12 protein-coding genes are annotated in these 14,257 nt (G+C 65.4%); 1 reads left to right on the forward strand and 11 read right to left on the reverse strand.

What is annotated here, in order from left to right; genetic code table 11:
• Window positions 1–165 precede the first annotated feature (165 nt).
• From pcaG to pcaF, 4 genes are all read right to left on the reverse strand, one after another.
• The gene (gene pcaG, locus AB7Z56_RS42035; protein ID WP_063980035.1) at window positions 166–756 is read right to left on the reverse strand and encodes a protocatechuate 3,4-dioxygenase subunit alpha; all 591 of its coding nucleotides are present in this window, start codon (window positions 754–756) and stop codon (window positions 166–168) included.
• Complete coding sequence (pcaH, locus tag AB7Z56_RS42040) at window positions 757–1,458, reverse strand: protocatechuate 3,4-dioxygenase subunit beta (protein ID WP_028155300.1); 702 nt, start codon at window positions 1,456–1,458, stop codon at window positions 757–759.
• 119 nt (window positions 1,459–1,577) lie between these two features.
• The gene (locus AB7Z56_RS42045; protein ID WP_063985948.1) at window positions 1,578–2,471 is read right to left on the reverse strand and encodes a dioxygenase family protein; all 894 of its coding nucleotides are present in this window, start codon (window positions 2,469–2,471) and stop codon (window positions 1,578–1,580) included.
• Between the two features lie 99 nt (window positions 2,472–2,570).
• Window positions 2,571–3,779, reverse strand: a complete 1,209-nt coding sequence (pcaF, locus tag AB7Z56_RS42050; RefSeq protein WP_063980036.1) for a 3-oxoadipyl-CoA thiolase — start codon at window positions 3,777–3,779, stop codon at window positions 2,571–2,573.
• A 216-nt stretch (window positions 3,780–3,995) separates the two neighbouring features.
• Here pcaF and mutS point away from each other — a divergent pair, with 216 nt between their 5' ends.
• On the forward strand, window positions 3,996–6,734 hold the full coding sequence (mutS, locus tag AB7Z56_RS42055; RefSeq protein WP_063980037.1) for a DNA mismatch repair protein MutS: 2,739 nt from the start codon (window positions 3,996–3,998) through the stop codon (window positions 6,732–6,734).
• Window positions 6,735–6,857: 123 nt separating this feature from the next.
• Here the strand turns inward: mutS and AB7Z56_RS42060 are convergent, their stop codons facing one another.
• The 7 genes from AB7Z56_RS42060 to AB7Z56_RS42090 all read right to left on the reverse strand — a co-directional run bounded on the left by AB7Z56_RS42060 (window position 6,858) and on the right by AB7Z56_RS42090 (window position 14,195).
• On the reverse strand, window positions 6,858–8,534 hold the full coding sequence (locus AB7Z56_RS42060; RefSeq protein ID WP_187387844.1) for a methyl-accepting chemotaxis protein: 1,677 nt from the start codon (window positions 8,532–8,534) through the stop codon (window positions 6,858–6,860).
• A gap of 439 nt (window positions 8,535–8,973) precedes the next feature.
• Complete coding sequence (locus AB7Z56_RS42065; RefSeq protein ID WP_063980039.1) at window positions 8,974–9,687, reverse strand: hypothetical protein; 714 nt, start codon at window positions 9,685–9,687, stop codon at window positions 8,974–8,976.
• Window positions 9,688–9,791: 104 nt separating this feature from the next.
• Complete coding sequence (locus tag AB7Z56_RS42070; protein ID WP_063980040.1) at window positions 9,792–10,607, reverse strand: hypothetical protein; 816 nt, start codon at window positions 10,605–10,607, stop codon at window positions 9,792–9,794.
• Between the two features lie 175 nt (window positions 10,608–10,782).
• Window positions 10,783–11,292: an OsmC family protein gene (locus AB7Z56_RS42075; RefSeq protein ID WP_028149375.1), complete on the reverse strand. Its 510-nt coding sequence runs from the start codon at window positions 11,290–11,292 to the stop codon at window positions 10,783–10,785.
• A gap of 54 nt (window positions 11,293–11,346) precedes the next feature.
• Entirely contained in the window at window positions 11,347–12,132 is a 786-nt protein-coding gene (locus AB7Z56_RS42080; protein WP_063980041.1) for an ABC transporter ATP-binding protein, read from the reverse strand.
• Window positions 12,133–12,136: 4 nt separating this feature from the next.
• On the reverse strand, window positions 12,137–12,982 hold the full coding sequence (locus tag AB7Z56_RS42085; RefSeq protein ID WP_441256818.1) for an ABC transporter permease: 846 nt from the start codon (window positions 12,980–12,982) through the stop codon (window positions 12,137–12,139).
• Between the two features lie 241 nt (window positions 12,983–13,223).
• Entirely contained in the window at window positions 13,224–14,195 is a 972-nt protein-coding gene (locus AB7Z56_RS42090; protein ID WP_038943838.1) for an aliphatic sulfonate ABC transporter substrate-binding protein, read from the reverse strand.
• Between the last annotated feature and the right edge of the window lie 62 nt (window positions 14,196–14,257).

The raw sequence follows: 14,257 nt of genomic DNA on the forward strand, positions 1-14,257 counted from the left end.
GAAAATTACGAAAAGAGGACGTCAGTCGGTCGTTTTTGAGTCAGCGAGATCGACTCGGGGCACGAACAGAAACGTCTCAGGCCCGATGAAACGCAGCAACCAGCTCAGTTGCGCTGGATGAGAAACGCGTGGCGGCTGTCGATATCGCCGCCACGCGTTGCTGCCTCACATGTCGAAGAAGACCGTCTCGTCGTCGCCCTGAAGCCGCAGGTCGAGCCGATAGACCGCCTTCCCCGCCTCGCGCGTCGCGATCAGCGTCGCGCGGCGATCGGCCGGCACCAGTCCCAGCACGGGATCGGTGGCATTGCCGGCCTCGTCGCTGAAATAGATGCGGGTGTAGAGATGCCGCAGCATGCCGCGACCGAACACCGCAAGCACGATGTGCGGCGCCTGCGGCTTGCCGTCGGGATCGGGCACCGCGCCCGGCTTGACGGTGTCGAAGGAATAATTGCCGTCCTTGTCGGTGCCGCAGCGGGCAAAGCCGCGGAAGCTGGCATTGGGCAGAGCGCGCTTGTCCTGGGGGTCGGCGAAGCGGCCCTGCGCATCCGCCTGCCAGATCTCCAGCATGACGTCGGGCACCACGACGCCGTCGCCGTCGAACACGCGGCCTTCGATGCGGACGCGATCCCCGGTGACGTCGGGCGTCAGCGTCGAGTTGGTGAACGCGTCGTTCCAGGCGTATTCGCCGGTCGGCGTCAGGCCGTATTTGAAGAACGGACCGACGGTCTGCGATGGGGTAATACCGTTGTCCTGCACTTAAGTGTTCTCCATTGGCGTGGCGTTCTTGCCGCGCAGCACGATGTCAAAGCGGTAGCACAGCGCCCATTCGGGCTGCGTGTTCTCGAGGTCGAAAGACGACACCATCCGCGCCCGCGCCTTCTCGTCCGGCACCGAATTGAAGATCGGGTCGAACGGGAACAGCGGGTCGTTCGGGAAATACATCTGCGTCACGAGCCGCGTGACGAAGGAATGGCCGAACACCGACAGATGGATATGCGCGGGACGCCAGGCGTTGTGGTGATTGCCCCAGGGATAGGCGCCAGGCTTGATGGTGACGAAACGGTAGTAGCCGGCGGCATCGCTCACGGTGCGGCCCGCGCCGGTGAAGTTCGGATCGAGCGGCGCCGGGTGCTGGTCGCGGACATGGACGTAGCGGCCGCAGGAATTGGCCTGCCAGATCTCGACCAGCGAGTTCGGCACGCCGCGTCCGTCCTCGTCGCGCACATGGCCGTGCACGATGATGCGCTCGCCGATCGGCTCGCCGGTATGCTGGGTGGTGAGATCGGCATCGCCCTCGCGCACGGTCTCGTGGCCGTAGACCGGGCCGGTCAATTCCGACAGCGTGTGGCGCATCGGGATCAAGGGCTTGTTCGGCGCGCGCTTGATCGAGCTCTTGTATTCGGGCGACAGCGGCAGCGGATGCGCCTTGTTGCTGTCGACGGGATAGATGAATGTCATTGGCGAACTCCTCCCCGGCCATTTTGCTCCAGCCGGTCAACGCTTCCCCCGATCATTATAGAACATAACTAATCTAGGGAAGCGGGTTTGGCGGGCGTTCTGCGCCCGGCAGGGCCACGCTATTTGATCGGCGGACGCGGTAACACGGCCTCACCGGCCTCCAGCCGATAGGTGTGGTCGAGCGAATACCAGGGGGTCGGGACGTCTCGTGCGGTCGGATGCGGCGTGTCGTGGCGCTGGAACTTGCCGATCAGTGCCTGCGTCACCCCGAACTGCACGTCGCTGTCGATATGCGGGTCGGCGGGGTCGTAGACCTGCGAGATCAGCACCTTGAATCCGGGCTTGAAGATCAGCGCGTGCAGATGCGCGGGCCGATAGGGATGCCGGCTCTGCGCCTCGAGGAGGCGCCCGACCACGCCGTCGGTCGGGATGGGATAGCCCACCATCATCACCGAGCGGAAGGCGAAACGTCCGTCCTGGTCGGTCGTGAACTTGCCGCGCAGGTTCATGTCGGCTTGATCAGGGTCCTGGTTCTCGTAGAGACCGACCGGCGAGGCGTGCCAGACATCGACCTCCGCATCGGCGACGGGACGGCCGTCTTTGTCGACGACGCGGGCGCTGACGAACAGCGGCGCGCCGGGCGTCTCCGAGCGGACGATCGAGCCGCCATTCTCGACCCGCGGCGAGTTCAGCCGCCAGAACGGGCCGAGCAGCGACTGATCGGTTTCGGTATTGCCCTGATCGCCGTTGTTGAGCAGGCACAGCAGCGGCGAGACGCCGAGCGAGCCCGCCATCAGCACGACTTCGTTGTGCGTGTCGGTCGTGAGCTTGCCGAGCTCGGCCACGATCGCGGTCGCGTCCCGGAACTCCTTCTCGGTCAGGCGGACATCGCGGACGAAGGCGTGCAGATGCTTGACCAGGGAGACCATGATCTGACGCAGCCGCGGATCGGACGTCCGCTCCATCACCGCCAGTGCCGCGGCCGTGACGTCCTGCTCGCGCTCGATGATCATGCTCGTCTCCGGATTACCCGTCATTCCGGGCGCGAGTGAAACGAACGAGCCCGGAATCTTCGCCTCTCCCCGCTTGCGGGGAGAGGGAGAGGAGAAAGCTCAGTTCAGCTTCTCGATCGCGACCGCAACACCCTGGCCGACGCCGACGCACATGGTGGCCAGCGCCAGCTTGCCGCCGCGCTTTTCCATGCCGTGGACGGCGGTGAGCGCGAGGCGCGCGCCGCTCATGCCGAGGGGATGGCCGAGCGCGATGGCGCCGCCATGCGGATTGACAAAATCGGCATCGTCGGCAACGCCGAGCTGGCGCATGCAGGCAATGCCTTGCGAGGCGAAGGCCTCATTGAGCTCGATCAGGTCGAAATCGCTGATCTTCTTGCCGAGGCGTTCCATCAGCTTGCGGGTCGCCGGCACCGGGCCGATGCCCATGATGCGCGGCGGCACGCCGGCCGAGGCGAGGCCGAGGATGCGTGCGCGCGGGGTGAGGCCATGCTTCTTCACGGCGGCTTCAGAAGCCAGGATCATCGCGGCCGCGCCGTCATTGACGCCGGAGGCGTTGCCGGCGGTCACGGTACCGGGATTGCGCACGATCGGCTTCAGTTTTGCCAGGCCTTCCAGCGTCGCCTCCGGGCGCGGATGCTCGTCCTTGTCGACCGTAATCGGGCCGGCCTTGCCGCCGGGAATGGTGATCGGCGTGATTTCCTCGGCGAAATAACCCGCCGCGATCGCCGCGCCTGCGCGCTGCTGCGAGCGGATCGCGAAGGCGTCCTGGTCGGCGCGCGAGACCTGGAATTCCTCGGCGACGTTCTCGCCGGTCTCCGGCATGGCGTCGACGCCATATTGCGCCTTCAACAGCGGATTGATGAAACGCCAGCCGATGGTGGTGTCAAAAATCTCGGCGGAGCGCGAGAAGGCTTCCTGCGCCTTGCCCATCACGAAGGGCGCGCGGGTCATGGATTCGACGCCGCCCGCGATCGCAAGCTCGATCTCGCCGGAACGGATGGCGCGGCCGGCCGCACCGACCGCGTCGAGGCCGGAGGCGCAGAGCCGGTTCAGGGTCTGGCCGGGAACCGAATCCGGCAGGCCCGCAAGCAGCAGCGCCATGCGCGCGACGTTGCGGTTGTCCTCGCCGGCCTGGTTGGCGCAGCCGAAGAAGACTTCGTCGACCTGTGCCCAATCGAGATTGGGATGCTTGGCCATCAGCGCCTTGATCGGGGCCGCCGCGAGGTCGTCGGCGCGCACCTTGGCGAGCGAGCCGCCGAAACGGCCGATCGGGGTCCGCACGGCATCGCAGATAAAGACGTCACGCATCGTTGTTCTCCCTGAATGCCGCGGTCCGGCCCAAATTCTTCAATGTCCGCGGAGTTTTAGGAGGGCGCCCGCGGCAGGTCAATTGACGGTTTCTTGCTTGTTCCGAGGGGGGCGCACGCTGCCAATGCATGCCGTGGTGCGGACAACGTGGAAAACCTCCCCTCGCCGGCCAAACCGGTAGGAGCAGGAGGCGAAATTTTGTAGGTTGCGCCGCCCATGACAATGCAACAGCCGATACCTGTGCCGCCCCCTGACGAAGCGCCCACGCCGCCGGCGGAAGCCATCGCGCGCGTCACGCCGATGATGGAACAGTACCTTGAAATCAAGGCGGCTCATCAGGGCCTGCTGCTGTTCTACCGGATGGGCGACTTCTACGAGCTGTTCTTCGAGGACGCCGAGATCGCCTCGAAGACGCTCGGCATCGTCTTGACCAAGCGCGGCAAGCATCAGGGCGCCGACATCCCGATGTGCGGCGTGCCGGTCGAGCGTTCCGAGGACTATCTGCATCGCCTGATCAGCGCCGGCCACCGGGTCGCCGTGTGCGAGCAGACCGAGGATCCCGCCGCCGCCAAAGCGCGCGGCAACAAGAGCGTGGTGCGCCGTGGCGTGGTGCGGCTGGTCACGCCGGGTACGCTGACCGAGGACACGCTGTTAGACGCGCGCGCCAACAATTATCTGCTGGCGATCGCGCGTGCCCGCGCCTCCGGTGGCGGCGACCGTTTTGGGCTCGCCTGGATCGACATCTCGACCGCCGAATTCACGGTGATGGAATGCTCTAGCGGCGAGCTCGCCGCGACGCTGGCGCGCATCAATCCGAACGAGGCGATCGTCACCGACGCGCTCTACAATGACAGCGAGCTCGGACAGACCTTGCGCGAGCTGCCGGCGGTGACGCCGCTGACCCGCGACGTCTTCGACGGCGCCACCGCGGAAAAACGCCTGTGCGATTATTTCGCCGTCGCGACCATGGACGGGCTCGCGCAGCTCACGCGGCTCGAAGCGACCGCCGCAGCCGCCGCCGTCACCTATGTCGACCGCACCCAGGTCGGCAAGCATCCGCCGTTGTCGCCACCCGCGCGCGAGGCCTCGGGCGCGACCATGGCGATCGATCCGGCCACCCGCGCCAATCTCGAATTGACGCGAACGCTCGCGGGCGAACGCCGCGGCTCGCTGCTCGACGCGATCGACTGCACGGTGACCTCGGCCGGCTCGCGCCTGCTGGCGCAGCGGCTCGCGGCGCCGCTGACGGACGCGCCCGCAATCGCGCGGCGGCTCGATGCCGTCAGCGCCTTCGTTGCGGACTCCGCTGCGCGCGAAGACATCCGCAGCATCCTGCGCGGCGCGCCCGACATGTCGCGGGCGCTGGCCCGTCTTTCGGTCGGCCGCGGCGGACCGCGCGACCTCGCCGGCCTGCGCGACGGCATCATTGCCGCCGACCAGGTGCTGACGCGCCTTTCCGAGCTCGACCAGCCGCCGCAGGAAATCGCGGTGGTGATGGCGGCCCTGCAGCGTCCGTCGCGCGAGCTCGCCGCTGAATTCGCAAGTGCCCTCGATGACCCGCTGCCGCTGATCAAGCGCGACGGCGGCTTCGTGCGTCAGGGCTACGAGCCCGCGCTCGACGAAACGCGAAGCCTGCGTGATGCTTCGCGCCTCGTCGTGGCCTCGATGCAGGCGCGCTACGCCGATCATACCGGTGTGAAGGGCCTCAAGATCCGGCACAACAACGTGCTCGGCTATTTCGTCGAGGTCACCGCGCAGCACGGCGACAAGCTGATGTCGGCGCCGCTGAATGCGACCTTCATCCATCGCCAGACGCTGGCCGGACAGGTGCGCTTCACCACCTCGGAGCTCGGCGAGATCGAGGCCAAGATCGCCAATGCCGGCGACCGCGCGCTCGGCCTCGAGCTCGAGATCTTCGAGCGGCTGTCCGCGAAGGCGCTTGATATCAGCGACGATCTGCGCGCCGCCGCCCATGCCTTTGCGCTGCTCGACGTTGCGACCTCGCTGGCCAAGCTCGCGGTCGACGACAATTATGTGCGGCCGGACGTGGATGACTCCCTCGGCTTCGCGATCGAGGCGGGCCGCCATCCCGTGGTCGAGCAGGCCTTGAAGCGCAATGGCGAGCCATTCATTGCCAATGCCTGCGATCTCTCGCCAACACCGGCGCAAAAATCCGGCCAGCTCTGGCTGCTGACCGGTCCCAACATGGCCGGTAAATCGACCTTCCTGCGCCAGAACGCGCTGATCGCGCTGCTGGCGCAGATCGGCAGCTTCGTGCCGGCGACGCGCGCGCGGATCGGCATCATCGACCGCCTGTTCTCGCGCGTCGGCGCCGCCGACGATCTCGCGCGCGGCCGCTCCACCTTCATGGTGGAGATGGTCGAGACCGCAGCGATCCTGAACCAGGCCGGCGAGCGCGCGCTCGTGATCCTCGACGAGATCGGCCGCGGCACCGCGACGTTCGACGGCCTCTCCATCGCCTGGGCCGCGATCGAGCATCTGCACGAGAGCAACCGCTGCCGCACGCTGTTCGCGACGCATTATCACGAGCTGACGGCGCTCTCGGCAAAACTGCCGCGCATGTTCAACGCGACGGTGCGGGTGAAGGAATGGCAGGGCAATGTCGTGTTCCTGCACGAGGTGCTGCCGGGCTCGGCCGACCGCTCCTACGGCATCCAGGTCGCCAAGCTCGCCGGCCTGCCGCCGGCCGTGATCACGCGTGCGAAATCCGTGCTGGCGAAACTCGAAGCCCAGGACCGCGGCCAGACCGCCCGCGCGCTTGCCGACGACCTCCCGCTGTTCGCGGTGCCCTCGCGCGCCGCCGCCGAAGCCGCACCGCCGACCGAGGCCGAGCTATTGATGGACGCCGTGAAGGCCCTCCACCCGGACGAGATGTCCCCGCGCGAGGCGCTGGATGCGCTCTATGCGTTGAAGGCCAAGCTGCCGAAGCCGTGACGGTGCCGTAGGGTGGGCAAAGCGCAGCGTGCCCACCATTCAACGACCAATTCGCGGAAAGATGGTGGGCACGGCGCGCGAAGAGCGCGCCTTTGCCCACCCTACGACTTCTGCGCGCTTGGCTTACGCCCTTGCCGCCATCGCAGCAGCTTCCGCGGCGGCGCGCTGCATGCTGGTCGACATCTCGTTCGTGACCGTGCTCTGCTCCTCGACGGCGGCGGCTGTCGAGGTGACGTATTCGCTGACGTTGTTGATGGCCTGCTTGATCGAGCCGAGCGCGCTGACGACGTCGCCGGAGATGCCGTTGAGGCTGCCGATCTCCTGGCCGATCTTGTCGGTCGCCTGTCTCGCCTGATTGGCGAGGCTCTTCACCTCGGAAGCGACCACCGCGAAGCCGCGGCCAGCCTCGCCGGCGCGCGCCGATTCGATCGTGGCGTTGAGCGCGAGCAGGTTGATCTGACTGGTAATGCTGTTGATCATCTCGATGATGCCGCTCATCGCCTTCGCCGCTTCGGTCAGCCGCTGCGCCTGCGCGTCGGCAGAGGCAACCTGCTCCACCGCGCTCATCGCGGTCTCGCGGGACTTGGTCATCGCTTCGGAGATCTCGCGCACCGACGCGTTCAGCTCCTCCGAGCCTGCGGCGACCGATTCCATCATGCCGCGGACGCGCTCATTGCCCATGCGGACCAGCACCTGCCGCGTGGTGTCAGTGGCGTATTTCACGACCTTGAACGGCTTGCCGTTGAGATCGAGGATCGGGTTGTAGGAGGCCTGGATGTAGACCTCCTTGCCGCCCTTGCCGATGCGCTTGTATTCAGCCGCCTGGTACTGGCCGCGATTGAGCGTGGCCCAGAACTCGCGATAGGCAGCGCCGTCGCGCTCCGATGGCTCGACGAACATGCTGTGATGCTTGCCCTTGATCTCGGCCAGCGAATAGCCGAGCGTGCCGAGAAAATTGGCATTGGCGGTGATGATCGTGCCGTCCATGTTGAAATCGATCACGGCCTGCGCCTTGTCGATCGCCGAGATCTGACCAGCGAGGTCGGCGTTCTTCAGCTTCTCCGCGGTGACGTCGGTCGCAAATTTGGCAACGCCGAACGGCTTGCCGTTCTCGTCGAGCAGCGGGTTATAAGAGGCGAGGATCCAGACCTCGCGGCCGCCCTTGCCGATACGTTTGTATTCGCCCGCCTGGTATTCACCGCGGTTAAGCCTGGCCCAGAATTCGCGATAGGCCGCGCTGTCGCGCTCAGCGGGGGCCACGAACAGGCTGTGATGCTTGCCCTCGATCTCGGCCAGCGAATAGCCGAGCGCCTGGCAGAAATTCTGGTTCGCAGTCACGATAGTGCCGTCGAGCTTGAACTCGATGACGGCCTGGGCGCGGCCGATGGCGGACACCTTGGAGGCTTCCGTCATGGCATTGATCTTCTTCGCGGTGATATCGGTCGCGATCTTCACGACCTTGATCGGCTTGCCGTCGCCGTCAAGCACGGGATTATACGACGCCTCGATCCAGATCTCGCGACCGCCCTTTGCAATCCGCTTGAACTCCGCGGCCTGGAACTCGCCGCTCTTCAACGCGGACCAGAACGCCTTGTACGCCGCGCCGCCTCGCTGATCGGCGGGCACGAACATGGAGTGATGCTTTCCCTTGATCTCCTCCAGCCCATAGCCCAGGGCCTTCAGGAAATTCTCGTTCGCGGTGAGGATGGTGCCATCCAGTGCAAATTCGATCGTCGCCTGCGAACGGCCGATGGCGTCGAGCTGTGCCTGGGCATTTCCATTGGGATTACGACCAAACATCAAAACATCTCCAGAATGGATCGCATGGTGCCGCAGCGCAACGCGCCTCAAAGACAGGCGAGCGGACGCCCTCGGACAGACCGAGCGTTGGAATATGACTAGCTGTGAACTATGTGGGTCCGTTCACGCGTACAGAGGACCCGCCTTGATGCCCATGTCCGCCCAAACGCGGAAACGACAACCGACGAGTAGCTTTACGGGGAATGCACCAAATTTAGATTAATGCACCTATCGGAATCGGGCAGCCCATCTCCGAAGAAATACGGAGTGATGGAACCGAAAATGGCCGGCGGAAGAAACGGCCGAAACGCGAATTAGCAACGATCAAATCGATACTTAGCGACGTCGCGACATGAACGGATTGCGGCCCCGCGCGCGCTTTTCCGCGCGACTACCGTCCAGGATGCTGCCCCATTAACGCAACGCCTTCCGGCGGCCGTCAGCGGCCCACCCTGGCAAACGGCTCGATCAGCTTCAAGGTGGCGGCGAGGCGGATGCTGCGCTTGCCGGCGAGCGCGATCGCTTCCATGTCGGCGCCCTTGTCATCGCAGTGGCCGGAGAAGCCGATGCCCACCTCATAGCCACCGAACAAGGGATGCTCGCTCTTTGCCAGCGTGTGTTCCTGATTGACGAATTCGCCTTTCCAGCGACCGTTCGCCGAAGAATAGGCGCCGAGATAATAGAAGAAGGCATCGCCGCCGAGGATGCGGCCGTCGCGCAGCAACATCACGCCGGTATGGCCACCGGTAATTCCATCCAGCATCCGGATATCGATCGAATAGAGTCCGCTGACGATGCCGCCCTCGCCGACCGCACCGGGCGGGGGAACGTCATCGTCGCCGAGCGGCGTCATCACGGCGCGAAACACCGAGGCGTCCTCGACCACTTCTCCCTCGAAGCGGTAGAGCTTGCCCTGCGGTCGACCGCGAATGCTGATTGTGACGGCGTCGGAACTGACCAGCGACCTGTGCTGCGGCGACCGGCTGTGGCGCTTCGTCCGGAGCCTGGCGACGATTTCGCCGTCCACAATCTCGTAGGTGCCGAAGTGCGCGAAGGCCGTGTTGCCGCCAAGCATTTTCCCGGCATGGGCGTACAGCACGCTGCGGCCGGAGCCGTCGTTGATATCGTATTCGACCTTGTACAATCCCTCCACCGCACGCCCCGATCTTGCTCTGTTGCCAGTTTAGCGGGTCTGCCAGCCCGGGTAACTAACTATCCTGACGCAGGGTTGAGGTCCCAAGCGCAGCGTAACTCGCCTTACGAAGCGCGGCGCGGCTGATGCATCGGCCTCTTCCGTCGTCCCATCCACCACAGCGTCAGGTTCCAGCCGATGCAGGTGGCGAGTGCGCAACTCAAGCCGATCGCCGAGCCGAACTGCGTGACGGCGACGTGCAGCACCGCAATTGCCAGACCGAAGCCGAGCAGGCCCCAGGCGGAGTTGGCGAGCACGGCGGCGGTCGGCGGGCCGCCGATGCGCGGATGCAGGATCACCATCATGCTGGTGAACACGATCGGGTAGAGCGCGATGACGCCGCTCACCCGCGGGCCGACCCAGCCCGAGGTCGAGACCACGATCGCAACCAGCGTCGCGACCAGCGAGGCGCGGAATGGAATGTCGTACCAGCGACGCGTCACCAGCGGCATCTTCACATGGCGGTATCGTGCGAGCAGCGGAATGCAGATGCCGAAGGCGACCAGGTTGACAGCGAGCCCGGCGGTCAGGGTCCAGTCGAACAGGCGGATGATGGAGGCCAGCACGATCCACACCGCGACCGCGCTGCCGGCGCTCACCAGCAGATTGTTCCGCTGCGCCAGCACGACATAGGTGAGCCCAAGGACGATCGTCGCCGCGTTGACCGGAAGGCTCGACAGCGCGCCCTGCGCGATGAAGGCGGCATCATGGTCGAGCGCGAGGAAGACGTAGGAAGGACCGGCCGAGATCGGCAAGGTCGCCACCAGTCCGCCGATCACCGGACCGGTGCGCTCGGCAATGAACGACGCGGACACGACGAACGCCGCGGCGATCGCCATGCGCAGGACGAGGAAGATGATGAAGTGGAGCTCGGGGGGCATTTTTTGCTTCTTACCCTGCCCTGAAGGGGAGGGTCGGCTCATATGGAGCGTAGCGAAATATGAGACGGGGTGGGGTGACAGTCTCTCGACGGATACGGCGCCCGAGTGGAGAGATCACCCGCCCCGCTCGCGCTGCGCGCGATCGACCCTCCCCCTCAAGGGGAGGGTCAGGAAGTCACATCCGCTGCATCGACACCGAAACCTTCGGGCCGTTCTTGATGGTCTGGTAGACCACGCAATAGCGCTCGGTGAGTTTCAGGAGCAGATCAAGCTTGTCCTGCGGCGCGTCGGTGTCGACCTCGAAGCGCAGGCGGATCTCGGCGAAGCCGACCGGGGTCTCCTTGTCGACGCCGAGCGTGCCGCGGAAATCGAGATCGCCCTCGGCATAGACGTTGCCGGTCTTGAGCGGGATCTCGATGGCGGTCGCGACCGATTTCAGCGTGACGCCGGCGCAGGCAACCAGCGCTTCAAGCAGCATGTCGCCGGAGCACAGCTCGAGGCCGGAGCCGCCGGTCGCGGGATGCAGGCCAGCCATCGCGATGGCGCGACCGGTCTCGACCTTGCAGGCGATGCCTTCGCTGTCGGTCGAGCCCTTGGCCTTCAGCGTGATCATCGCGGTCTTGGGATCGGTCTTGTAGCGTTCCTTGATCGGGGCCTGCATCTGGCGCAGTGCTGCGGCGTCCATCTTGTTCTCTCCCGGAAAAATCGTCCCTCGATGTACCGGCTCAGAGAGAAAATGTCACCACCACATGGCCTGACCGGGACCCTGGGTTGCGTCACGGTCGGGCACGTTGCGGTCGAGCGAACGGTCGAGTGACGTCAGCACACTTCGCTTGAAATTCTCGAACAGCGGCGAATTGCGATCGCGCGGCCGGCCCAGATTGATCTCGATCTGGTCGAACAGCCGGCCCGGCCGCGGCCGCATCACCAAAACGCGATCAGCCAGCACCACGGCCTCGTCGACGTCATGTGTGACGAGGATGAGCGTCGGCCGGGTGTCGGCCCAGAGGTCGAGCAGATGATCCTGGAGATCCCTGCGGGTGAAGGCGTCGAGCGCGGAGAACGGCTCGTCGAGCAGCAGCACTTCCGGTTGCGGCACCAGCGCACGCGCGATCGCGACGCGCTGCGCCTGCCCGCCCGAGAGCTCGCGCGGCCAGGCCTGCGCCTTATCAGTGAGCCCGACGCGGGCGAGCGCGCGCGCCACCTTCTCGCGCCGCTCGGTCGCGGGCAGGTCGGCAAGGCCGAAGCCGATATTGTCGGCGACGCTGAGCCAGGGCAGAAGCCGCGGCTCCTGGAAGATGATGCCGATTTTTGCGTGCGGCGAATTGATCGCCTCGCTGTCGAGCGTCACCGTGCCTGCGCTCGCGCGATCGAGGCCTGCGATGGCGCGCAGCAGCGTGGACTTGCCGCAGCCGGAGCCGCCGATGATGGCGACGATCTCGCCCTGTTTGATCTCGGCGGAAAAACGCGCCAGCGCCTGCACGCCGTTGGGATAGGTCTTGCTGACCCGGTCGAGCGCCAGCATCGTGTTACGTTCCCTTCGCGCGCCCGAAGGCGTCCTGCCAGCGCAGGAACGGCGCAGCCCCGACCTCGATCAGCCAGTCGGTAAGCTTGCCGAGGATGGCGAAGATCACGATCGCGGCCAAAATCTGCGCAGGCTTGCCGAGCTGCTGGCCGTCGAGCAGGAGATAGCCGAGGCCTTCGGAAGCGCCGATCAGCTCGGCCGCCACCACGAACATCCAGCCCAGACCAAGGCCGACACGCAAGGACACCACATAGGCCGGCAGCACCGCGGGCAGCAGGATGCGGCGGATCATGGCGAACCCGGAGAGGCGGAAGGTGCGACCGACCTCGACGATCTTGCGATCGACGGAAAGGATCGCGCCCATCACGCCGAGATAGACCGGGAAGAACACGCCGACCGCGATCAGCGCGATCTTGGAGGTCTCGAAGATGCCGAGCCAGAGGATGAATAACGGCACCCAGGCCAGCGAAGGGATCGCACGCAGCGCCTGCACGGTCGGATCGAGCAGCCGCCGCGCCAGCGACCAATAGCCGGAGATGGCACCGAGCACGGTGCCCGCGATCACGCCGAAGGCGAAGCCGAGACCGACCCGCCACAGCGTCGCGGCGATGTGGCGGACCAGCTCGCCGGAGCGGGCGAGTTCGGTGATGTTCGCAAAGACGCGCGAGGGCGACGGCACCAGACGGCCGTTGGACCAGCCGGACCAGACCACCAGCTCCCAGCCGAGCGCGAGGATGAGCGGCAGCAAGATTCCAAGCAACGGCCGCGCATAACGCGACAGCCGCGAGGGCGCGGCGGCACTTTCGGCCGGTTCCGAGGTCTGTTGCAGGACTGGCGCGTCGGTGATCATGGCCGGTAGGAAGCGCGTCTCACGCCGGAATGCAACATGACTCTTGCCGCGCCCTCAGCCCGTCGTCCCGGGGCGCGCGAAGCGCGAGCCCGGGACCCATAGCCACAGGCAGACATGGCTACGGGGACTCGGAGTGACCGCCTTCGCGTCAAACTACTCCCTGGGGTTATGGGTCCCGGGCTCGCTTCGCGCCCCGGGACGACAGCGGAGTTTGTTGCGCGCGCCTGCCTCTTGCGCAGAACTAGTTCGTCGGCAGCGGGACCTGGTCGTCGATCAGGGCATCCAGCGTCGCCTTCACGTCGACCTTGGCGTCGACGACGCCGGCCTGCTGCAGGGCAAGGCCGGCAGCGAGGATCGACTCGCGCTGGGGTGCGCCGATGCGGCTGTGGGTGAGCTCGGTGCGCTCCTTGAGCTGCTTGTCGACGACGGCCTCCGGCAGCTTGGTCACGGCGATGAAGGTCTTCTTCAGGTCATCGTAATTCGCCAGCGAATATTTGCGGGCCTCTTCATACACCGCGAGTACGCGGCGGGCGGCGTCCGGATAGTCCTTCAAGAACTGCTCGCGCACATTGAGGATGCCCCAGGTGTTGGCATCCGCCTTGCGATAGAACAGTTTTGCACCTTCCTCGACCTCGGCCTGCGCCATCATCGGATCGAGGCCAGCCCAGGCATCGACATCGCCGCGGATCAGCGCGGTCTTGCCGTCGGCGTGCTGGAGCAGCACCGGCGTGATGTCCTTTTCGGTGAGGCCTGCACCGAGCAGCGCGCGCACAAGGAAGATGTGCGGATCGGTGCCGCGCGTCACCGCGACGCGCTTGCCCTTGAGATCAGCAACGCTCGCGATCTTGGAATCCTTTGATGTCACCAGCGCCGTCCATTCGGGACGCGAATAGACATAGATCGACTTGATGGGGTTTCCGTTGATCTTCGCCACCAGCGCCGCCGAGCCCGCGGTCGAGCCGAAATCGATCGAGCCGGCGTTGAGGAATTCGAGCGCCTTGTTGGAGCCGGCCGACTGCACCCAAATGATGCTGATGCCGTCCTTGGCGAATTCCTTCTCCAGCAGGCCCTTCTGCTTCAGGACCATCGACACCGGATTGTAGGTCGCCCAGTCGATGCGGATTTCCTTGAGCGGATCCGCCGCCCGTGCCGCAGGGGTCATGGCGAGCGCAACAGCCCCCGCCAACAGAATGCGTCGTGTAATCCCGGTCATGCCCAGCCTCCTCAAAAACTTCATTGTTTTTCAATGAGTTATTTCTAGAGGTCAACGAGAAA

The sequence above is a fragment of the Bradyrhizobium sp. 482_C4_N1_8 genome, from assembly GCF_052075965.1.
GTDB lineage: Bacteria > Pseudomonadota > Alphaproteobacteria > Rhizobiales > Xanthobacteraceae > Bradyrhizobium > Bradyrhizobium barranii.